We start from the raw sequence: 21,368 nt of genomic DNA, 5'->3' as shown, positions 1-21,368 counted from the left end.
TATTCATGCAATCGGACCGCCGGCTCCGCTCACTCCGCCCGGCCCGGTCCACCGCCGCGCTCGGCCAGCTCGTCCGCCTCCAGCAGGTCCCGGCGGAGACGTCCGTTGCGGTACCCGGCCCGGGCGATCATCTGGGCGGCGAGCGGTGCCGTGCCGAGCTGGAACCCGCCGATCAGCACCAACGTGGCCAGGTCCGCGCCGTTGCGCAGGCTCGCCGCCAGCGCCACCAGGATCAGCAGTACGCCGAGCACCTGTGGCTTGGTGACCGCGTGCATCCTGCTGAGTACGTCCGGAAGCCTGATCAGGCCGATCCCGGCGACCAGGCTCAGCAGGCCCCCGGCGACCAGGCAGACCACCGCCACCCCGTCCAGTACGGCCGCCCCGGTCACGCCTCCTCCCCGGCGGCGAAGCGCACCAGGGCCACCGAACCGACGAAGCCCAGTGCGCTGAGGACGATCAGGATCGGCAGCGTGGTGGCGTGCCGGTTGACGGCCGCCTCCGCACCGAGCGCACCGATCATGACCGAGATCAGCATCTCCCCGGCGACCACCCGGTCCAGCAGGTCCGGGCCGCGGACGATCCGCACCAGGGCGAGCCCCACGGCGGTCGCCAGCAGGACGGCGACGATGACGACGGCAACTGTCACGGCGTACCCCCCGTTTCGGTGTCTGTGCTCCGCGACGAGACCAGGCGCAGTTCCGCGGCGGAGCCGACGCTGCGGACGATGCGCGCCTCCAACGCCAGGACCCGGTCCCGGTTCCGGGCCAGGTCCTCGGCACCTCGCACGTCCAGCACGTGCAGATAGAGCGTTCCGGTCTCCCGGTCCGCCTCCACGATCAGCGAGCCCGGGACCAGCGACAGCACCTCGGCGGTCAGCGCCAGGTTGAGGTCGCTGCACACCCGCAGCCGGACGGCGACGATCGCGTTCCGGGGCGGGGGGCCGGGGCGGAGCGCGACCCAGCCGACCTGCACGCTGGCGACGACCAGCTCGGCGAAGAACCGCCCGGCCAGCTCGGCCAGCGCCAGCGGCCGGAGCCGGCCCCCGAAGGTCACCCGGGGCAGCGGCAGGAAGACCAGGATCACCACCGCGACCAGCGCGCCGCCGACGAGGTTGCCCCAGGTGAACTCCCCCCAGAGCAGGCTCCAGAACCCGGCCAGCCAGCCGACGGTGATCAGGTGGTCCCGGCAGCGTCGCCGGTCCGGAAGCCGGCGCCGCAGCGCGGTCCAGCCCGTCACGAGCCGGCCGGAGAGCCGGCCGGGCCGGGGCGGCGGGGCGTGTGGCCGGGCGTCGCCGGTCACGGCGGGCCGTCCGGGAAGACCGCCCGCACGTACGGCGTACGTTCCCACAGGTTCTCGGCGGCGTCGGCGCTCACCTTGAACAGCGGGCCGGCCAGCACCGTCAGCCCGACCCCGAGCAGCACCAGGACGGTCGTGCTGCCCACCATCAGCCGGGGCAGCCGACCCGACTCGGCGGGGCTCGCCAGCCGGGGCGGGCGCCAGAACGCCAGGCTCCAGACCTTCGTCGTCGCGTAGAGGGTGAGCAGGCTGGTCAGGGCACCGGTGACCACCAGCAGCCAGGGCAGCACGCCGCCGGCCGACACCCCGGCCTGGAACAGGCCCAGCTTGCCGAGGAAGCCGGAGAACGGCGGGATGCCGGCGAGGTTGAGCGCGGGCACCAGGAAGAGCACGCCGAGCAGCGGGGCGACCCGGGCCAGCCCGCCGATCCGGTCCAGGTTGGTGCTTCCGGCGCGCCGCTCGACCAGGCCGGCGGCCAGGAACAGGGTGGTCTGCACGGTGATGTGGTGCACCACGTAGAAGATCGCCGCAGCCAGCCCCGGGCCCGAGGTCAGCGCGACCCCGAAGAGCAGGTAGCCGATGTGGCTGACCAGGGTGAACGACAGCAGCCGCTTGATGTCGGTCTGGGCGACGGCGCCCAGGATGCCGACGAGCATCGTCAGCATGGCGAGCACCAGCAGCAGTTCGCTGGCGCGTCCGTCGGGGAAGAGCAGCGTCTCGGTACGGATGATCGCGTAGATGCCGATCTTCGTCAGCAGGCCGGCGAAGACCGCGGTGACCGGGGCCGGGGCGGTCGGATAGCTGTCCGGAAGCCAGGCCGCCAGTGGGAAGACCGCCGCCTTGATGGCGAAGGCGAGCAGCAGCGCGCCGTGCAGCGCCAGGCGCAGGTTGGGCGGCAGCGCGTCGAGCCGGCCCACCATCTGGGCGAGGTTCAGCGTGCCGGTCGCCGCGTAGACCAGGCCGATCGCGGTGAGGAAGATCAGCGACGAGGCCACGCTCACCACCACGTAGGTGGTGCCGGCCCGGATGCGCTCCTCGGTGCCGCCGAGGGTGAGCAGCACGTAGCTGGCCGCCAGCACGACCTCGAAGCCGACGAAGAGGGTGAAGAGGTCCCCGGAGAGGAAGGCGTTGGTGACCCCGGCGGTCATCACCAGGTAGGTGGGATGGTAGATGACCACCGGCGTCCGCTGACCGGACTCCCCACCGTCCTCACCGAGCGAATAGAGCAGCACTCCGAGCGTCACCGCCGCCGAGACGATCAGCATCAGCGCCGCCAGCTGGTCGGCCACCAGGACGATGCCGAGCGGAGCAGGCCAGCCGCCGATGCTCACCACCGACGGGCCGCCCAGGTGCGCGTTCCAGAGCAGCATCCCCGCGACGACGAGAGTGACCACCAGGGCCGCGACACTGATCACCTGTTGGGCCATCGGCCGGCGGCCCAGCACCAGGGTCAGCGCCGCGCCGAGCAGCGGCACGACCACCGGTAGCGGTATCAGATGGCTCATGGCCCGTCCGTCCCGTTGCCGAGCCGGCGGGGCGCCGGCTCCGGGTCGACCTGCTCGGGGTCGATCTCCGCGGACCCGCCCGGCGAGGTCCGTGGCTCCTCGCCGGTGTCCGGGCCGGCGAGTTCGTGCCGCTCGGCACGCTGGACTATCCGGCGGTCCTCCGGGTCGTCGCGCACCTTGTCATGCCCGCTCAACTGCCAGTTCCGGTACGCCATCGCCAGCAGGAACGCCGTCAGGCCGAGAGTGATCACGATGGCGGTCAGCACCATCGCCTGGGCCAGCGGATCGCTCATCCTGGGCCCGGAGGTGACGCCGAGGATCGGCGCCCCACCGGACCGGCCGCCGAGCAGGACGAGCAGGTTGGCTCCGTTGGTGAGCAGAATGGTGCCGAGCAGCACCCGGCTGAGGCTGCGCTCCAGCAGCAGGACGACTCCGCAGCCGAAGAGCACTCCGACGACGATCGCCAGCGTCAGGTTAGGCCTCATCGCCGACCCTCCGGGCCGGCCACCCCGGGAGCCGTGCCGCCCGGTCTGGCCGGCGACCCCGCACCCGCCGTTCCGGCCGGCCGCACCGGGTCGGTACGCAGCCCGGTGCCCGGCTCGTCCTCCACCTCGATCTGCCGGTCCACCTCGGCGCCGAGGCTGCGCAGGATGTCCAGCGCCAGACCGACCACGACAAGGTAGACCCCGATGTCGAAGAAGATCGACGTGACCAGGTGGATCTCGCCGACAAGCGGCAACCTCGGCTCCAGGACCGCGCTACCCAGCACCTCACCACCCACCGCCATGGCCGCCAGGCCGGTGCCGACCGCCACGAAGAGACCGACGCCGAGCAGCACTCCGGCGTCGACCGGGGCCGCCTGGTTGAGCTCGTGCCGGCCACCGGCGAGGTAGCGGACCGCGAGTGCGAGCCCGGCCACCAGGCCGCCGACGAAGCCGCCGCCGGGAGCGTTGTGGCCGGAGTAGAGCAGGAAGATGGAGAAGAGCACGACGGTGTGGAAGAGCAACCGGACGACCACCTCGAAGACGATCGACCGGCGCCGGGTCCGCAGCGTGGCGCCGGCTCGCAGCCAGACCCGCTCGGGGCCGGGCGGCGGTGGCAGATCGTCGCGGCGGGGGAGGTCCGGGCCGCGCCGGCTCTGGAAGATCAGGCTGGCCACGCCGGTCGCCGCCACCACCAGCACCGCGATCTCACCCATGGTGTCCCAGGCCCGGATGTCGACCAGGGTGACGTTGACGACGTTGCGGCCGTACCCGAAGGAGAGTGCCGGGCCGGGGTAGTCGGCCGAGATCCGCGGCGCCCGCCGCGCTCCGGCCGCGGTGACGGCCATCCCGGCGACCACGATCCCGACCGACACCCCGAGGAGCAGCCGGAGCCGTCGGCTGCGCCGCACCGGTCGGGCCGAGAACCGGGCCGGTAGCCGCCGTAACACCAGGACGAAGATCACGATGGTGACGGTCTCCGCCAGAAACTGTGCCAGGGCCACGTCGGGCGCGCCGTAGAGCACGAAGAGCATGGCGGTGCTGTATCCGGTGACGCCGGTCAGGATCACGGCGGTGAGCCGGCGCCGGGCCCGGACGGTGAGCAGCGCGGCAACCACGAGGACGGCCCCGACGGCGGCCTGGAGCGGATGTTCCCAGGCGACCGCCCGCTCCGGCCACGGGCCGCGCACCAGCGCGCCGCCGAGCACGACGACCAGCGCGATCAGGATGATGCCCAGGTACTGCGGCAGCGAGCCGCGCTGCGTGGCGCCGGTGAGCTTGACGGCGACGAGTTCCAGGCCCCGGCTCAGCGTCCGGTACACCCTGTCTCCGTCGAATGGCGCGCGCAACCGTGCCTGCACCGCGCCGACCGGGCGGCGCAGCCCGAAGACCAGCAGCCCGGCGAGGACGACCACCGCCCAGAGCGCCAGGCCGAGCCCGGACGCCGGCAGGAACGCGAGCTGGTGCTCGGGCACTCCGAAGATCCGGGCATAGCCGACGAGTGCCTCCTGCACCGTCCCGGCCGCCAGGCCCAACACCAGCCCCACGACGGCGAGCAGGCCGGCCGGGGCGGCGAGCGCGACCTCGACCGGACGGACCGGGGTCGGCTCCTTCCCTCGCCTCTGTCCGAAGGCGCCCCAGAGGAACCGGGCGGTGTAGGCGACGGTCAGCACGCCACCGAGCATCACGGCGGCCAGCAGCGGCGGCTCGGCGGCGAACGCGGCCAGGACCACCTCCTTGGCGGCGAAGCCGAACAGCGGCGGCATCCCCGCCATCGAGGCCGCGGCGAGCACGGTCACCGCGAAGAGCAGCGGCATCCGCCGCCACAGTCCGGAGAGCACGGTGAGGTCCCGGGTGCCCGCCCGGCGGTCGATGATCCCGACCACCAGGAAGAGGGCGGCCTTGAATAGTGCGTGCGCGAGCAGCGTCGCGATGCCGGCGAGCGCGGCGTCCGGCGTACCGGCCCCGACGAGCACGACCAGGAGGCCGAGCTGGCTGACCGTGCCGTAGGCCAGCAGCAGCTTCAGGTCCACCTGGCGCAGCGCGGCCCAGCCGCCGGCCAGCACGGTGACGATTCCGGTGACGTAGACCAGCGGGCGCCACGGGCCGGTGTGCACGTATGCCGGGGCGAGCAGGGCGATCAGGTAGACGCCGGCCTTCACCATCGCGGCGGCGTGCAGGTACGCGCTGACCGGGGTCGGCGCGGCCATCGCCGCCGGCAGCCAGAAGCTGGTCGGGAAGATCGCCGACTTGCTCAACGCACCGACCAGGATCAGCACCACCGCGACCGCGAGATAGCCGCCGGAGGGCGGCGGGCGGGCCGCGATCTCCGACCACCGGTACGTCCCGGCGTGCTGGCCGAGCATGACGAAGCCGATCAGCATGGTCAGGCCACCGAGGGTGGTCACCAGCAGGGCCTGTGCCGCTGATCGGCGGCTCGCCGGCCGCTCCGGGTGCTGCCCGATCAGCAGGAAGGAGAAGACGCTGGTCAGCTCCCAGAAGACGTAGAGCAGCAGCAGGTCGTCGGCGACCACCACCCCGAACATGGCACCGGAGAAGCCGACGAAGGACGCGGCGAAGCGACCCAGACCGGGCTCGTCGGCGTCGAAGTAGCGCACGCAGTAGACCATCGTCAGGGCGCCGACCCCGCCGATCAGCAGCACCATCAGCCAGGAGAGCGTGGTGAGCCGCAGCGCCAGGTCGAGGTCGAGTTGCGGCACCCAGCGGTAGGTTTCGACAACCGCACCACCGTCGCCGACCGCGCCGGTCTGCCCGAGTGCCCAGCCGAAGGCGCCGGCCGGGACGAGCGCCAGCGGCAGGAAGGCCGAGCGCCCCCACCGGTGCACCAACGCGGGTGCCAGTGCCGCGGCCGCCAGGTGCAGCGCCAGCAGCATCAGCATGCGTACTCCAGTAGGTGTCGGCGTGCCCGGCCCGAGCAGACGGCTGCACTCAGACAGACCACACCGACATTTGCCACCGGATGCACGGAATCACCCGAAACCACCCGAGCGGGTTTCGGATCAGCGGTCGTTCGGGCAGTCCGGTGCCGCCCCGGCGGTTACCGGCCGGATCAGGGCGTACGCGTCGACGGCCGCAGCACTCAACCGACCCGGCACGCCGGGTCGGCGGCGGGGTTCGCCCCGCCGTCGCGTGCGTCGGAGCTCCCGGCGGCGTCGCGGGCAGCCAGGCCCCCGGCGGCGGCGTCGCGGGCAGCCAGGCCCCCGGCGGCGGCGTCGCGGGCAGCCAGGCCCCCGGCGGCCACGCTCCGGGCCGCGGGACGGGCGGCGGAAGCGGCGCCGCGGTGGGCCCGGCCGGTGGGCGCGGGCTCGGAACCATCCGATGTGGACGGCACCGCCAGGTCGGGGCGGTCGAGCTGCCGGGCGACCTTGTTGATCACTTGCTGCGCGGCGGCCAGGGATCGGCGGGGCAGGATCCGCCCGTGGGCCCCGCGCCGCAGCACCAGGGCGTGCACCGCGGCCCGGACCCGGGCCCGGTCCGCCGCGCTGGCGGTGGCGGTCGCGGCGACCAGTCGGCGCAGCGAATCGGCGAGCCGTTCGGCGAGGTCGAGCTCGGCGCCGCGCATGCCGGCCCGGGCCACGGTCAGGTAGGTCTCGACCCGGCGGGTCAGCACGTCCGTACCGGCCGGGGCGTCACGCGGAACGCTTGTCATCCGGGCCCCCTTGGCGCCGAGCGTGGGTTTCCGAGAAGTTACTGTAGGTTGCACATCATTCGCAAGCAGTTAAGTGAGACTTAGCCCGCATCTCAGGCAGAAACAACGATCAACCGGGCATGCGGACAACCGTTCCGGCGAACCTGTCGGACCGACCGGGCACGATGGGTCGGTGAACAGTGTGCTGGCGATGTTCGGTGCGGCGACCCGGGAGTGGTTCGGCGCCGCGTTCGCCGCACCCACCGACGCCCAGGCCGGTGCCTGGCAGGCGGTCGGCGCCGGCCGCAACGCCCTGGTGGTCGCCCCGACCGGCTCCGGCAAGACCCTGGCGGCGTTCCTCTGGTCGCTGGACCGACTGGCCCGCGAGCCGGCCCCGGCCGACCCGCGGCAGCGCTGCCGGGTGCTCTACGTCAGCCCGCTCAAGGCGCTCGCCGTCGACGTGGAGCGCAACCTGCGTGCTCCACTCACCGGCATCCGGCAGGCCGCGGCCCGGCTGGAGCTTCCGCCACCGGAGATCACCGTCGGGATGCGGACCGGGGACACCCCCGCCGACGAGCGCCGGGCGTTCGCGCGTACGCCGCCGGACATCCTGATCACCACGCCGGAGTCGCTGTTCCTGCTCCTCACCTCCGCCGCCCGCGACTCGCTGCGCGGCGTGCGGACGGTGATCGTCGACGAGGTGCACGCGGTGGCCGGCACCAAGCGCGGCGCCCACCTGGCGCTCTCGCTGGAGCGGCTGGACGCCCTGCTGCCCACCCCGGCACAGCGGATCGGGCTCTCCGCCACCGTCCGCCCGATCGACGCCACCGCGCGCTTCCTCGGCGGCGCCCGGCCGGTCGCCGTGGTGCAACCCGAGACCGCGAAGACCATCGAGGTCAGCGTGCAGGTGCCGGTCGAGGACATGACCCGGCTGGACGAGCAGGAGGCCCCGGACGACGACGTCGGCACCCCGCGCCGGGCGTCGATCTGGCCGGCGGTCGAGGAGCGGGTCTACCGGCTGGTCCGGTCGCACCGCTCGACCATCGTCTTCGCCAACTCCCGGCGCGGCGCCGAGCGGCTCTGCGCGCGGCTCAACGAACTCGCGGCGGACGAGGCCGCACCCGCGCCCGACGGGGCCACGCCCGCACCCGAGCCGCCCGATCGGACGGTTCCGGCGGCGCCGCCACGGCTGCCGGCCGAGATCATGGCGCAGTCCGGCGCGACGGGCGGGGCGCCGCCGGTGATCGCCCGGGCGCACCACGGCAGCGTCTCCCGGGAGGAGCGCCGGCACATCGAGGAGGCGCTCAAGTCGGGCCGGTTGCCGGCGGTGGTCGCCACCTCCAGCCTGGAACTCGGCATCGACATGGGCGCCGTCGACCTGGTGGTGCAGATCGAGGCGCCGCCGAGCGTCGCCGCCGGCCTGCAACGGATCGGTCGGGCCGGGCACCAGGTCGGCGCGGTCTCCCGGGGGGTGGTCTTCCCCAAGCACCGGGGTGACCTGCTCTCCTGCGCGGTCGTGGCCGAGCGGATGACCGAGGGCGCCATCGAGGAGCTGCACTATCCGCGCAACCCGCTCGACGTGCTCGCCCAGCAGATCGTCGCGATGGTCGCGCTCGACGGGTGGCGGGTCGCCGACCTCGCCGCGCTGGTCCGGCGCGCCGCACCCTTCGCCGAGCTGCCCGACTCGGCCCTGCACGCCGTGCTCGACATGCTCTCCGGGCGCTATCCCTCGACCGCCTTCGCCGAACTGCGCCCCCGGCTCGTCTGGGACCGGGCCGCCGACCTGCTCACCGGCCGGCCGGGCGCGCAGCGGCTGGCGGTGACCAGCGGCGGCACGATCCCCGACCGGGGACTCTTCGGGGTCTTCCTGGCCGGCGCCGAGCGGGCCGCCAGGGTCGGCGAGCTGGACGAGGAGATGGTCTACGAGTCCCGGGTCGGCGACGTCTTCCTGCTCGGCTCCTCGTCCTGGCGGATCGAGGACATCACCCCGGACCGGGTGCTCGTCTCGCCCGCACCCGGCCAGGCCGCCCGGATGCCGTTCTGGAAGGGCGACCAGCTCGGCCGCCCGGTGGAGCTGGGCCGGGCGCTCGGCAACCGGCTGCGCGGACTGGTCCGGGCCGACGACGAGACGGCCCGCGCCGCACTGCGGGCCGGAGGGCTGGACGACTGGGCCGCCGGCAACCTGGTGGCATACCTGCGCGAGCAGCAGGCCGCCACCCGGTCGGTGCCGGATGACCGGACGGTGCTGGTGGAGCGCTTCCGCGACGAGCTGGGCGACTGGCGGCTCGCCGTGCACTGCGTGCTCGGTGCCCGGGTCAACGGCCCCTGGGCGCTCGCCGTCGCACGCCGGCTCGCCGAACGCCACGGCGTGGACGCCCAGGTGGTCCCCTCCGACGACGGCATCGTGGTCCGGCTCCCCGACACCGCCGACGACCCGCCCGGCGCCGAGCTGGTGGCCTTCGACCCTGACGAGATCGCCGCCATCGTCGAGGAGTCGGTCGGCACGTCCGCCCTCTTCGCCGCCAGGTTCCGGGAGTGCGCCGCCCGCGCCCTGCTGCTGCCCCGCCGCGACCCGCGCCGGCGCCAACCGCTCTGGCAACAGCGCCAGCGGGCCGCCCAGCTCCTCGACGTCGCCCGGGAGTACGCCGACTTTCCGGTCACCCTGGAGGCGGCCCGGGAGTGCCTCCAGGACGTCTTCGACCTGCCCGGCCTGGTGACCCTGATGCGGGAGGTGGCCGCCCGCAGGGTCCGGCTGGTCGAGGTGGAGACGCCCCGGCCGTCGCCGTTCGCCCGCTCGCTGCTCTTCGGCTACGTCGGCGCCTTCCTCTACGAGGGCGACGCGCCGCTGGCCGAGCGGCGGGCCGCCGCGCTGGCGCTCGACTCGGCCCTCCTCGGCGAGCTGCTCGGCCGGGTCGACCTGCGCGAGCTGCTCGACCCGGCGGTGGTGGCGGAGACCGAGCGGCAGTTGCGCTGGCTGACCGAGCAGCGCCGCCCGCGCGACGCCGAGGACGTCGTCGAGCTGCTCCGGGTGCTCGGTGACCTCTCCGACGCCGAGCTGGCCGAGCGCGGGGTCGCGCCGGAGTGGCTGACCGGGCTGGCGTCGGCCCGGCGGATCCTCCGGGTCCGGGTCGCCGGCCAGGAGCGCTGGATCGGCGTGGAGGACGCCGGCCGGTACGCCGACGCGCTCGGCGTGGCGCTGCCGGTCGGGGTGGCGGCGGCACACCTCGCACCCGTCGCCGACCCGCTCGGCGACCTCGTCGCCCGCTACGCCCGCACCTCCGGCCCGTTCGCCGCCACCACCTGCGCGGCCCGGTTCGGGCTCGGGGTCTTCGTGGTGGAGCAGACCCTGCGCCGGCTCGGCGCCGACGGGCGGGTGGTCTCCGGCGAGTTCTCGCCGACCGGCGCCGGGCCGGAGTGGTGCGACGCGGAGGTGCTGCGGCTGCTCCGCCGACGCTCCCTGGCGGCGCTGCGCCGGGAGATCGAGCCGGTGCCGGCGCGGGCGCTCGCCACCTTCCTGCCCCGCTGGCAGCAGGTCGGCGGCGCGGCCCGGGGCGTCGAGGCCGTCGCCGCCGTGGTGGAGCAGTTGCAGGGGGCCGCCGTGCCGGCGTCCGCGCTGGAGAGCCTGGTGCTGCCGGCCCGGATCGCCGACTACTCCCCCGGTTATCTGGACGAGCTCTGTGCCGGGGGCGAGGTGGTGTGGGCGGGTTCCGGCGCGATCGGCCGGGGCGACGGCTGGGTCACCCTGGCGTACGCCGACACCGCCGCCCTGCTGCTGCCACCGCCGGACGAGGCGCTGCCGCTGACCCCGCTGCACCAGGCGATCCTGGCCGCGCTCGACGACGGTCAGGCGCTCTTCTTCCGGTCGCTCGCCGAGCGGCTCTCCTCGCCCGGCCGGTCGGCCTCCTCCACGGCCGGGTCGGCGGCTGCCGTCGCCGCGGGTCCGGTCGACGACGCCACCGCGGGCCCGGTGGAGGAGGCCGCGCTGACGGCTGCGCTGTGGGAGCTGGTCTGGGCGGGCTGGCTGACCAACGACACGCTCGCGCCGCTGCGCGCCGTACTCGGCGGCGGGGGTGCGCATCGGCCGCGTACCAGCGCGCCCCGGACCCGCTACCGGCGACCGGGCCGCCCGGCGCTGCCGGCCCGGGGCGGGCCACCGACGGTCGCCGGGCGCTGGTCGCGGCTTCCCGCCCGCGACACCGACCCGACGCGCCGGGCCGCCGCCCTCGCCGACGTGCTGCTGGAGCGGCACGGTGTGGTCACCCGGGGCGCGGTGGTCGCCGAGGGGGTCTCCGGCGGCTTCGCGGCGGTCTATCCGGTCCTCTCCGCACTGGAGGAGCGCGGCGCTGCCCGCCGGGGCTACTTCGTGGAAGGGCTGGGCGCGGCACAGTTCGCGGTGCCCGGTGCGGTGGACCGGCTGCGGGCACTCGCCGAGCCGGAGGAGCTGCGCCGCCGGTCCGGCGGTGCCCGGGTGCTCGCCGCCACCGATCCGGCGAACCCGTACGGCGCGGCACTGCCCTGGCCGGCCCGGGTCGTCGACTCCGGGGACGGTGCCGCCGAACCCGGTGCCGGCGCGGCAGCGACCGGGCACCGGGCCGGGCGCAAGGCCGGCGCCCTGGTGGTGCTGGTCGGCGGCGAGCTGGTGCTCTACGTCGAACGGGGCGGCCGGACCCTTCTCTCGTTCAGCGACGACGGCGACACGCTGGACGCCGCCGCCCGGGCTCTCGCCTCGGCTGTCAGCTCCGGCGCGCTCGGCGCGCTCGCGGTGGAACGCGCCGACGGCGCCCCCGTGCATGCCTCGCCGCTGCGGGACGCGCTCACCGCCGCCGGCTTCCGGACCACCCCGCGCGGACTACGCCTACGCGGCTGACGTGAAAGGAAGGGCCCCCGCTTATCGTTTTCTGTTGTAGAAGGGCCCCTTCCCAACGGGCTCAGAGCCGGGGCGCCACCTCGGCGGCGATCAGATCGAGGTGGTCCAGGTCGCCGATGTCGAGCACCTGGAGGAAGATCCGGCCGGCGCCGTGCGCGGCGTACGCCTGGATCTGCTCGACGACCTGCTCCGGCGTACCGGCGACGCCGTATCCGGTGCGCATCTCCTCCGGATCCCGGCCGATCGCCTCCGCGCGGCGGCGCACCTCGGCGTCGGTACGCCCGCAGAGCACGGCCAGTGCGGCGGAGAGCACCAGCGGGCGGCGCCCCGACGCCTCCCGGCCGGTCCGCTCGCAGGCCCCGGCCACCGCCGCGTAGCTGCGGCCCACCTCGTCGGCGCTGCTGAACGGCACGTTGAACTCGTCGGCGAACCGGGCGGCCAGCTCCGGGGTACGCCGAAGTCCCTTGCCGCCGACGATCACCGGTACGCCCGGCGACTGCACCGGCTTCGGCAGCGCGGGTGAGCCGGCGAGCTGGTAGTAGGTTCCCGGGTAGTCGAAGGTGTCACCGACCGGGGTGCCCCAGAGCCCGGTGATCACCTCGAGCTGCTCGGTGAGCCTGGCGAACCGCTCGGCGGCCGGCGGGAACGGGATCCCGTACGCCTCGTGTTCGGCCTCGAACCAGCCCGTGCCAAGTCCGAGCTCGACCCGGCCGCCGCTCATCGCGTCCACCTGTGCGACCCCGATCGCCAGCGGACCGGGGAGCCGGAAGGTCCCCGAGGTGACCAGGGTGCCGAGCCGGACCCGGGAGGTCTGCACCGCCAGGGCGGCCAGGGTCAACCAGGCGTCCGTCGGGCCGGGCAGCCCGGTGCCGCCCATCGTGAGGTAGTGGTCGGAGCGGAAGAACCCGTCGAACCCGCACGCCTCGGTGTGCCGGGCGATCCGGAGCAGATCCTGGTAGCTCGCACCCTGCTGAGGTTCGGTGAAGATACACAAGCGCATACCCGCAGGTTAATCTCCGGCTGTGCCCGGTTACGCATGGCTCAGCCTCACCACCGACTACGGCCTCTCCGACGGCTTCGTGGCGGCCTGCCACGGCGCGGTCGCCCGGATCGCGCCTGAGGTCCGGGTGATCGACGTCAGCCATCTGGTCCCGCCCGGAAACGTCGCCCGGGGCGCCACGGTGCTCTCCCAGACCGTCGGCCACCTGCCGCCGGCCGTACACGTGGCAGTGGTCGATCCGGGAGTGGGCACGGCGCGGCGCGGCGTCGCGCTGGCCACGCCCGGCGGCCTGCTGGTCGGTCCGGACAACGGCCTGCTTCCCCGGGCCGCGGCGGTGCTCGGCGGGATCACCGGGGCGGTGGAGTTGACCAGTACGACGTGGTTCCCCGACCCGTCCCGCACCTTCCACGGCCGGGACGTCTTCGCCCCGGCCGGCGCCCGGTTCGCGCTCGGGGCGCCGCTGACCGACGCCGGGCCGGCGGTCGACCCGGCCACCCTGGTACGGCTGCCCGAGCCGGTCGTCGCCGAGGGGGCCGGCTGGCTGGAGGCGGAGGTGCTGGCGGTCGACCACTTCGGCAACGTCCAGCTCGCCGCGGCCGGTTCCGCGCTGCGGCGGCTGCCCGCGGCGCTCCGGGTCGCGCCGACGATCCCGGCGGCCGGGACGCACACGGCCGGGGAAGCCGGGACGCACACGGCCGGGGAAGCCGGGACGCACACGGCCGGGGAAGCCGGGACGCACACGGCCGGGGAGGCCGGGGCGCAGGCAGCGCGGGACACCGGGAAACGGGCAGCGCGGGACACCGGGAAACGGGCGGTGCGGGGCGGCACCTTCGGGGATGCGCCGTCCGGCGGCCTCGTCGTCTACGCGGACTCGGCCGACCACCTGGCGGTCGCGGTCAACGGTGGCCGCGCCGACGAACTGCTCGGCGTCACAGCGGGCGACGTGCTGCGACTGGAGTGACGCGCGCGACGTGCCGCGGGTCGCGCCATGCCGGCGACAGGGTGGGTTCGGGTGTGATGCCGGATATCTCGGGGACCGACGTCGGCCACCGGGATGAACCAGGATGGCAAGACTGTCTACTGTGCCCGTGGTGGGCGGCTGTGAAATGCTTACGGGTGTGGGGAAACACTCGATCGACGTCGCCGCCTGTCCGTGCTGCGCGCACCGGACCGGTGGCGGCACCTGCCCGGTCTGTTTCTGGACCGACGACGGTTCCACCGACCAGAATGCCGGCACCGCCCGGGGCGGCCCCAACGGTGATCTGAGCCTGTCAGACGCCCGGCTCAACTACGCCATCTACGGCGCGAGCCACCCGCGTTACCAGGACGCCGTCCGCCAGGCCCGTCCCGAGGAGTTGCCCTGACTCCGGGTGGGCGGCGGTAGGGCGGCCCAGCGCCACCACGCCGCCACCCACCTGCTTCTCACCGCCACCCACCTGCTTCTCACCGCCAGCCACCTGCCCCTCGCCGTCGCCCGGCCTGCGCGCCGTCGGCGCCGCGGCCGTACGGCTGGAGGAGGATGGACCGGTGCCCGAAGGCGACACCGTGTGGAACACCGCCCGTGCGCTGCACCGCGCCCTGGCCGGTGACCGGTTGACCGCCACCGAGTTCCGGGTCCCACAGCTCGCCGCCGCCGACCTGACCGGGGCGACCGTCGTCGAATCCGCCGCCCGCGGCAAGCACCTGCTGCTCCGGCTGCGTAACCCGGACGACGATGCCGCCGTCACCCTGCACTCCCACCTGCGGATGGACGGATCCTGGCGGACGTACGCCCCGGGGGAGCGCTGGGCGGCCCGACCGGCACACACCGTCCGGGTGGTGCTGCGTAGCGCCGGTGCGGTGGCGGTCGGCTACCACCTGCACGATCTCGCCCTGCTCCCGACCGCCGAGGAACCGTCGCTGGTCGGGCACCTCGGGCCGGATCTCCTCGGTGCGGACTGGGACCCGGCCGAGGCGGTCCGCCGGCTCGCCACCCGGCCGGCCCGGGAGATCGCCGAGGCCCTGCTCGACCAGACCAATCTCGCCGGGATCGGCAACCTCTACAAGTCCGAGCTGCTGTTCCTACGCGGTGTCTCGCCGTGGACGCCGGTCCGGGACGTACCCGATCTGCCCGGCATGGTGGCGCTGGCGCACCGCCTGCTGATGGCGAACCGGGGGCGGTGGACGCAGAGCACGACCGGCTCGCTGCACCGGGGGCGGACCAGCTACGTCTACGGCCGGCGAGCGGAGCCGTGTCGCCGGTGCGGCGCGACGATCCGCAAGCGGGACCAGGGCGAACGGGTCACGTACTGGTGTCCGGTCTGCCAGCCCGAGCCCGGCCACCGCGTTCCCACCGGCCCCGGCCGCCGCACGCCCTGACAACCCGGCGGCGGCACTCCCGGTCACTGCCCTCGGCGGCGGCGCGGCGTGCCAATCGAACGCGAGACGCTTCCCCCGAGCTGGCCACCGTATCCAACACTGGCCGTACGCGGTTGACTGCTTACGGATCGTCAGCAGCTCACCCGGCGGAAGCCGGGCCGGGCGGACCCGGTCGCGCGGAAGCGGGATCCGGGTGCTGACGGACGGAGCGATCCGGTCGAGCTGATCTCCCGGGAAGGGGTGCGGTCATGTTCAAGAGGTTCGCGGCAAGCCGGGCGGCCCGGGCGGAGCGGGCCGGGCGAGGGGGCGAGGTCGGCGCCGGACCCGGCAGCGGCCAGGCCCGGGGTACGGTGGTGCCGGCCGCCCGGACCGGCGTCGATCCGCTGCCGGCGGTCACCCTGGACCCGAGCACCCCACCGGACTACTTCGGCTTCGTGCCGAACTTCGCGCACAGCCCGCTGCCGCTCTGCGACGCCGACGGGCGGGTGGCGGCGGGCACCGGGATCCGCAAGTTCGTCACCTCGCTGCCCCGGACCGGCGACACCGCCAACGAGTTGGGCAACCTCATCCCGATCGCGGTCCCGGACACGATCACCTACCCCGGCTGCGACTACTACGAGATCGGCGTGCAGGAGTACCGCCAGCAACTCCACCCCGACCTGCCGCCCACCCGGCTGCGCGGCTACCGGCAGCTCAACATCGGCACCGACGCCACGGGGCACAACACGGTGCACCCGCCGGGCCGGCCGTACCACCTCGGGCCGCTGGTCCTGGCCCGGCGGGACCGCCCCGTCCGGGTCACGTACGTCAACCAGTTGCCGGTCGGCGAGGCGGGCAGGCTCTTCCTGCCGGTCGACACCACGATCCGGGGCGCCGGCACCGGCCCACCCGGCGGCACCGGCCCGCTCGCCGGCACCGGCCCGCTCGCCGGCACCGAGCACTATCCGCAGAACCGTTCCGCGGTCCACCTGCACGGCGGTCGCACGCCGTGGATCAGCAACGGCGGCCCGACCCAGTGGACCACCCCGGCCGGGGAGTCGACGGCGTATCCGCGCGGCGCCGGTCACGCGGACGTGCCGGACATGCCCCGGCCCGGCGCCGGGGCGACCACCGCCTACTATCCCAACCAGCAGAGCGGCCGGCTGCTCTGGTGGCACGACCAGTCCGAGGGGATCGCCCGGCTGACCGTCTATTCCGGACAACTCGCCCTCTACCGGCTGGACGACCCGGTGCAGGGCCAGCTCGTCGACGACGGGGTGCTGCCGGCCGACGAGATCATACTGGTCGTCCAGGACAAGACGTTCGTGCCCGAGCACACCCAGCTCGCCGCCGAGGACCCGACCTGGGACGTGGCGCGCTGGGGCGGCCCGGGCAGCCTCTGGTTCCCGCACGTCTACATGCCGAACCAGAATCCCTACAACGAGTCCGGGACGAACCCGATGGGCCGGTGGGACTACGGTCCGTGGTTCTGGCCGCCGGTCACCGGGATCACGCACGGCGCGACGCCGAACCCGCACCACGACCCGGCCACCCGGCCGTGGGAGCCGCCGGTGCAGCCCGGCACGCCCACCCCGTCGGTGGTGCCGGACGCCTTCGGAGACACCCCGCTGGTCAACGGGGCCGCCTATCCCCACCTGCGGCTGCGGCCGGCGGCGTACCGGTTCCGGATCCTCAACGCCTGCAACGACCGGAGCCTGAACCTCCAGCTCTACTACGCGGCCGCCCACGAGCCGATGTGGCATCCGGACGGCACGCTGCGCTGCGGCGACGCGGGCGAGGTGCCGATGGTGGCGGCCCGGCCGAACCCCGACTTCCCGCCGGGCTGGCCGACGGACGGCCGGTGCGGCGGGGTGCCCGACCCGGGCGCGGCCGGACCGGACTGGATCCAGATCGGTTCCGAGGGCGGCCTGCTGCCGGCGGTGGCGGTGCTGCCGAGCCAGCCGATCAACTACCAGTACAACCGGCGGGACGTGACGGCGCTCAACGTCACCGAGCACGCCCTGCTGCTCGCCCCCGGCGAACGCGCCGACGTGATCGTGGACTTCTCCTCCGTACCGCCCGGGTCGAACCTGATCCTCTACAACGACTGTCCGGCGCCGATGCCGGGCTTCGACCCGCGCTACGACCACTACACGGGCGCCCCGGACCGGACCCCGGTGGGCGGGCCGCCGACCACCCGCCCCGGTTACGGCCCGAACACCCGGACGCTGATGCAGATCCAGGTGGTCGGCACGCCGGCACCGCCGTTCGACCTCGACCGGCTCCGGGTCAGGCTCCCCCGGGCGTACGGGGAGAGCCAGCCGCCGCCGATCGTGCCGCAGAACGTGTACGACGCGGCGTTCGGCACCGGTACGACCCGGAACACGTACGTGCCGGTCGAGGAAACCTCGATCACCTTCACCCCGTACGGCGGCACCACGCCGGTGACCCTGCCGCTGCTGCCCAAGGCGATCGTCGCCGAGTTCGATCCCGAGTACGGCCGGCGGACCTTCCTGCTCGGCACCGAGCTGCCCAGGACCAGCGCGCTGGTCCAGAGCACCATCCCGCTGTCCCCGATCGACCCGCCGACCGAGGTGCTGCTCCCGTCCGACCCGGCCGTCCCCGTCGGTTCCCCGGGCGACAACACCCAGCTCTGGAAGATCACCCACAACGGGACGGACACCCAGGCGATCCACTTCCACCACGTCACCGTCCAGCTCGTCAACCGGATCCGCCGGGACGGCGCGGTCAAGCCGCCGGAGCCGAACGAGGTCGGCTGGAAGGAGACCGTCCGGACGAACCCGTTCGAGGCGACGATCGTGGCGATCCGGCCGACCCTGCCGGAGCCGCTGCCGTTCACCGTGCCGGACAGCGTCCGGCTGCCCGATCCCACCCGGCCGGCCGGGACGGCGGAGGGATACACCCAGGTGGACCCGGAGACCGGCGAGCCGGCGACGGTGACCAACCGGGAGCGGAACTACGGTTGGGAGTACGTCTGGCACTGCCAACTCCTCGGCCACGCCGACTTCCAGATGGCCCGGCCGCTGGTGCTGCGCTGCTCTCCGGTGGCGCCCACCGGACTCGCCGCGAGGCCGGAACCGGGTTCGGCGACGGTGCTGCCGGCGATCGTGCTGGCCTGGACGAACAACACCCGGCCGCCGGCCGGCACCGCCGCACCGGCGCCCCCGGCCACCCGCAGCGTGGTGCAGCGCGCCACCGACCTCGGCTTCACCCGGGACCTGCACACCTGTCCCGTCCCCGCCGCCGACAACCGGTACGTCGACTCGACCGTCACCCCCGGGGTCACCTACCACTACCGGGTACGGGCGGAGAACGCTGTCGCCCATTCGGCGTGGTCGAACGCCACCAGCGCGGTGGTGCAACTGCGGGCACCGACCGGGCTGGTCGCCACGGTGGCGAGTGGACCCCCGCTGCGGGTCAACCGGGGTTGGGTGAACCGGTCCTTCGCCACCACCGTGGACCTGCAACGGGCCACCAATCCGACCTTCACCAGCGGGCTGGTCACCAGCACCGTCCCGGTCACCGGTGCCGCCCCGGACACCCGGGTCTCCCCGGACACCACCTACTACTACCGGGTCCGCACCGGCTACCTGGGCGCCTCGTCACCCTGGTCGAACGTCTCCACGGTGATCACACCCGCGCTGCCGGCCACCCCCACCGACCTGCGTGCCGCGCTCGACGGCCCGGCCGGGCAGGGCGGCGGCAGCAGCAGCGTGATGCTGCGCTGGACGGTCCCGCTCACCGACGTGGTCGGCGGCTTCGTCCTGCACCGGGCCACCGACCCCGGTTTCACCGCCGGGGTGGTGACGGTGTCGATCCCGGGTGGTTCCCGCTCGTTCACCGACACCGGGCTGACCGGCGGCCTCGTCTACCACTACCGCATCCAGGCCGGCAACGCCGCCGGAACGTCGACGGTCAGCCGGCCGGTCTCGATCCGTATCCCGGGCTGACCCCGGACCGGGCACGTCGCCCGGACCGGCACGTCGCACCGGAACCGGCGCGTCGCCCGGACCGGCACGTCGCCCGGACCGGCACGTCGCCCGGACCGGCACGTCGCCCGGACCGGCACGTCGCACCGGTCAGGACATCGCCTGGGTCGGGCCGGTCCGGGACCGCAGGTCCGCCAGGCCGCCGGCCACGCTTCGGAGCAGGTCGGTCGCCTCGGTGAGCCGGTCCACCGAGGAGTTGCCGTCGTACTCCCGGCCGTCCTCGGCGACGAAGCTCGCCGCCGCCGCGACCAGCCGCTCGTACGCCGCCACACCGCTGTCGAGCTGCGCCGAGAGGTGCCGGTGCGCGGCCTCCAGGTCGGGCCGGGTGTCGGCGGGGGCGACCCGCACCGCACTCTCCACACTGGCCACCCGTTCGGCGAGGTCACGGAGGGAGCGTTCCGCCACCGCCGCCTCCAGCACCGCCGGACCGGCCGGGCCGGTCAGCCGCTCGGCCAGCCCCGCCATCGTCGTGGCGGCCCGGTCGAGCCGCCCCCACGGGCCGGAGGCGGCAGAGCCGCGCAGCGCCATCCGGGTGCGCTGCCGGCGTACCTCCGCCAGCGCCTCGCGCCCGACGGGCAGCCGCTCGACGGCGGCGACCAGCCGGGCGCGGACCTGGTCCGGCGTCACCGGCTCCGGCGGCGGTGGCACCGGCTGCGCCGCCAGCGCCCGCAGGTCCACCCAGCGCCAGACCGCCAGCGCGACCGAACCACCGGCCGCCGCCGCCCAGAACGCGTCCGGCAGCCCGAGCCCCTGGTACGGGGTGAGGATCGCGGCCGCTCCGCCGAGCCCGCCCGCGAGTACGCTCCACCGGCGTGCCGACCGACGCAGGCCGCGCAGCCGGCGCAGGTGGCGGGTACGCAGATCCGCCATCTCGACCTCACTCCCCACCGCCGCCGGTCCGGCCGGCGGCTCCACTGCCCTACCGTCGCCCTCTCGCGGGATCGGCCCGGCTCAGCTGGCCGTGCTGCTGCTCCCACCGCCGGCCTGCTTGTCCCGGCCGAGGCTGGCGCGGATCTCGTCGAGCCGGGCCACACCTGCCGGGTCCGCCGCCGGAGCTGCCGGCTCCACGGCCGGGCTGGCCGTGCCACCCAGCTTCTCCCCGGCCATGCTGGAGCGGATCTGCTCCAGCCGGGAGGCGCCCGCCAGGTCGAGGGTGGACTTCTGGATCTCCAGCATCCGACCCTCGACGGAGTTGCCGGCCAGCTCGGCCCGGCCCATCGCGTTGGCGTACCGCTGCTCGATGCGGTCCCGCACCTCGTCCAGCGAGGGGGTGTTGCGGGGCGCGGCGAGCGCGGACATCGACTCCAGCGAGCGGGCCACGCTCTCCTGCATCTTGGCCTGCTCGAGCTGGCTGAGCAGCTTGGCCCGCTCGGCCAGCTTCTGTTGAAGGACCATCGAGTTGTTCTCGACCGCCCGGCGCGCCTGGGCCGCGGCACCGATCGCCTGGTCGTGCAGGGTCTTGAGATCCTCGGTCGACTGCTCGGCGGCGACGAGCTGGGTGGCGACGGTCTGCGCGGTCTGCTCGTACTTGTTGGCCTCGGCCTCGTCGCCCGACCCGCGGGCCCGGTCGGCGAGCACCAGGGCCTGGCGCGCCATCCCCTGCAAGCGCTCGACCTCGGACATCTGCCGGGACAGCCGCATCTCGAGCTGGCGCTGGTTGCCGATGACGGCCGCCGCCTGCTGGACCAGCGCCTGGTGTTGGCGCTGCGCCTCCTCGATGGCCTGCTGGATCTGCACCTTGGGATCGGCGTACTCATCGATCTTGGCGCCGAAGAGCGCCATCATGTAGCGCCAGCCCTTGACGAACGGGTTCGCCATGTCCCGATATCCCCTCAGTGTCATCATTCCGGTGACCGTGTCGGCCGGCCCGGAAAGGCGCCCGCACGACAGGATCTCCATCGTCCCAGGATCGCGCCACTCCGGCATACGACCTCAGGGGGATATCCGCCGGATATGCCGCTAGGGGCCCACCGTAACGCGGTGGGCCCCGGACGAGCCACACCTTCGGCTCGCCGACGATCCGCAACCGGAGCCTCGGGGCCCGACGATCCGCAACAGGCCGGTCGGGACCGGGCGAGCGGGCCGGCCCGCCGTCAGCCGGCGTGGACTCAACCGACGCAGACGACGTCCCGCTCGGAGCTGGCCGCCCGCTCGGGGTCGCCGGGCGGCTGGATCCGGCGGGTGGCCCGCAGCGTCGTCTTGAGCGGGGATTCCTGCCGCAC

General features: G+C 74.3%; 14 protein-coding genes and 1 pseudogene. 5 read left to right on the top strand and 10 right to left on the bottom strand.

Annotated features, from left to right (window positions below; all coding sequences use genetic code 11):
* Positions 1 to 29: 29 nt before the first annotated feature.
* The 7 genes and pseudogenes from mnhG to ACN27G_RS04815 form a co-directional block, all read right to left on the bottom strand.
* Positions 30 to 389, bottom strand: a complete 360-nt coding sequence (gene mnhG, locus ACN27G_RS04845) for a monovalent cation/H(+) antiporter subunit G (protein WP_421491571.1) — start codon at positions 387 to 389, stop codon at positions 30 to 32.
* Positions 386 to 646 (bottom strand): monovalent cation/H+ antiporter complex subunit F, encoded by a 261-nt coding sequence (locus ACN27G_RS04840; RefSeq protein WP_421491570.1) that lies wholly within the window; start codon positions 644 to 646, stop codon positions 386 to 388. Before ACN27G_RS04840 ends, mnhG begins: the two co-directional genes overlap by 4 nt.
* Positions 643 to 1,299, bottom strand: a complete 657-nt coding sequence (locus tag ACN27G_RS04835; RefSeq protein WP_421491569.1) for a Na+/H+ antiporter subunit E — start codon at positions 1,297 to 1,299, stop codon at positions 643 to 645. The genes ACN27G_RS04840 and ACN27G_RS04835 overlap by 4 nt, the downstream gene beginning before the upstream one ends.
* Positions 1,296 to 2,801, bottom strand: coding sequence for a Na+/H+ antiporter subunit D (locus ACN27G_RS04830; RefSeq protein ID WP_421491568.1), 1,506 nt, complete (start codon positions 2,799 to 2,801; stop codon positions 1,296 to 1,298). The genes ACN27G_RS04835 and ACN27G_RS04830 overlap by 4 nt, the downstream gene beginning before the upstream one ends.
* Complete coding sequence (locus tag ACN27G_RS04825) at positions 2,798 to 3,286, bottom strand: Na(+)/H(+) antiporter subunit C (RefSeq protein WP_421491567.1); 489 nt, start codon at positions 3,284 to 3,286, stop codon at positions 2,798 to 2,800. Before ACN27G_RS04825 ends, ACN27G_RS04830 begins: the two co-directional genes overlap by 4 nt.
* On the bottom strand, positions 3,283 to 6,183 hold the full coding sequence (locus ACN27G_RS04820; RefSeq protein WP_421491566.1) for a Na+/H+ antiporter subunit A: 2,901 nt from the start codon (positions 6,181 to 6,183) through the stop codon (positions 3,283 to 3,285). Before ACN27G_RS04820 ends, ACN27G_RS04825 begins: the two co-directional genes overlap by 4 nt.
* A gap of 434 nt (positions 6,184 to 6,617) precedes the next feature.
* Positions 6,618 to 6,953: pseudogene (locus ACN27G_RS04815) on the bottom strand (hypothetical protein); the annotation flags it as partial.
* A 190-nt stretch (positions 6,954 to 7,143) separates the two neighbouring features.
* On the opposite strand from ACN27G_RS04815, the gene ACN27G_RS04810 reads away from it, so the two are divergent.
* The gene (locus ACN27G_RS04810; RefSeq protein ID WP_421497237.1) at positions 7,144 to 11,799 is read left to right on the top strand and encodes an ATP-dependent helicase; all 4,656 of its coding nucleotides are present in this window, start codon (positions 7,144 to 7,146) and stop codon (positions 11,797 to 11,799) included.
* A gap of 61 nt (positions 11,800 to 11,860) precedes the next feature.
* Here ACN27G_RS04810 and ACN27G_RS04805 read toward each other — a convergent pair whose 3' ends face one another.
* Entirely contained in the window at positions 11,861 to 12,799 is a 939-nt protein-coding gene (locus ACN27G_RS04805) for an LLM class F420-dependent oxidoreductase (protein ID WP_421491565.1), read from the bottom strand.
* Positions 12,800 to 12,821: 22 nt separating this feature from the next.
* Between ACN27G_RS04805 and ACN27G_RS04800 the strand changes: the two genes are divergently transcribed.
* The 4 genes from ACN27G_RS04800 (at position 12,822) to ACN27G_RS04785 (ending at position 19,107) form a co-directional block, all read left to right on the top strand.
* Positions 12,822 to 13,760: an SAM hydrolase/SAM-dependent halogenase family protein gene (locus tag ACN27G_RS04800; RefSeq protein WP_421491564.1), complete on the top strand. Its 939-nt coding sequence runs from the start codon at positions 12,822 to 12,824 to the stop codon at positions 13,758 to 13,760.
* Positions 13,761 to 13,917: 157 nt separating this feature from the next.
* Positions 13,918 to 14,163 carry a CPCC family cysteine-rich protein gene (locus ACN27G_RS04795; RefSeq protein ID WP_421491563.1) on the top strand — a complete coding sequence of 82 codons (246 nt, stop codon included), beginning with the start codon at positions 13,918 to 13,920 and terminating at the stop codon, positions 14,161 to 14,163.
* Between the two features lie 163 nt (positions 14,164 to 14,326).
* Positions 14,327 to 15,157 (top strand): DNA-formamidopyrimidine glycosylase family protein, encoded by an 831-nt coding sequence (locus tag ACN27G_RS04790; protein ID WP_421491562.1) that lies wholly within the window; start codon positions 14,327 to 14,329, stop codon positions 15,155 to 15,157.
* A 248-nt stretch (positions 15,158 to 15,405) separates the two neighbouring features.
* Positions 15,406 to 19,107, top strand: coding sequence for a hypothetical protein (locus ACN27G_RS04785; RefSeq protein ID WP_421491561.1), 3,702 nt, complete (start codon positions 15,406 to 15,408; stop codon positions 19,105 to 19,107).
* Positions 19,108 to 19,236: 129 nt separating this feature from the next.
* Here ACN27G_RS04785 and pspM read toward each other — a convergent pair whose 3' ends face one another.
* Entirely contained in the window at positions 19,237 to 20,016 is a 780-nt protein-coding gene (pspM, locus tag ACN27G_RS04780) for a phage shock envelope stress response protein PspM (protein WP_421497236.1), read from the bottom strand.
* 81 nt (positions 20,017 to 20,097) lie between these two features.
* Entirely contained in the window at positions 20,098 to 20,964 is an 867-nt protein-coding gene (locus ACN27G_RS04775; protein ID WP_421491560.1) for a PspA/IM30 family protein, read from the bottom strand.
* Between the last annotated feature and the right edge of the window lie 404 nt (positions 20,965 to 21,368).

Source organism: Plantactinospora sp. WMMB334 (assembly GCF_049179095.1).
Classification (GTDB): Bacteria; Actinomycetota; Actinomycetes; order Mycobacteriales; family Micromonosporaceae; genus Plantactinospora.
This window is presented reverse-complemented; position numbering and strand designations above follow the sequence as displayed.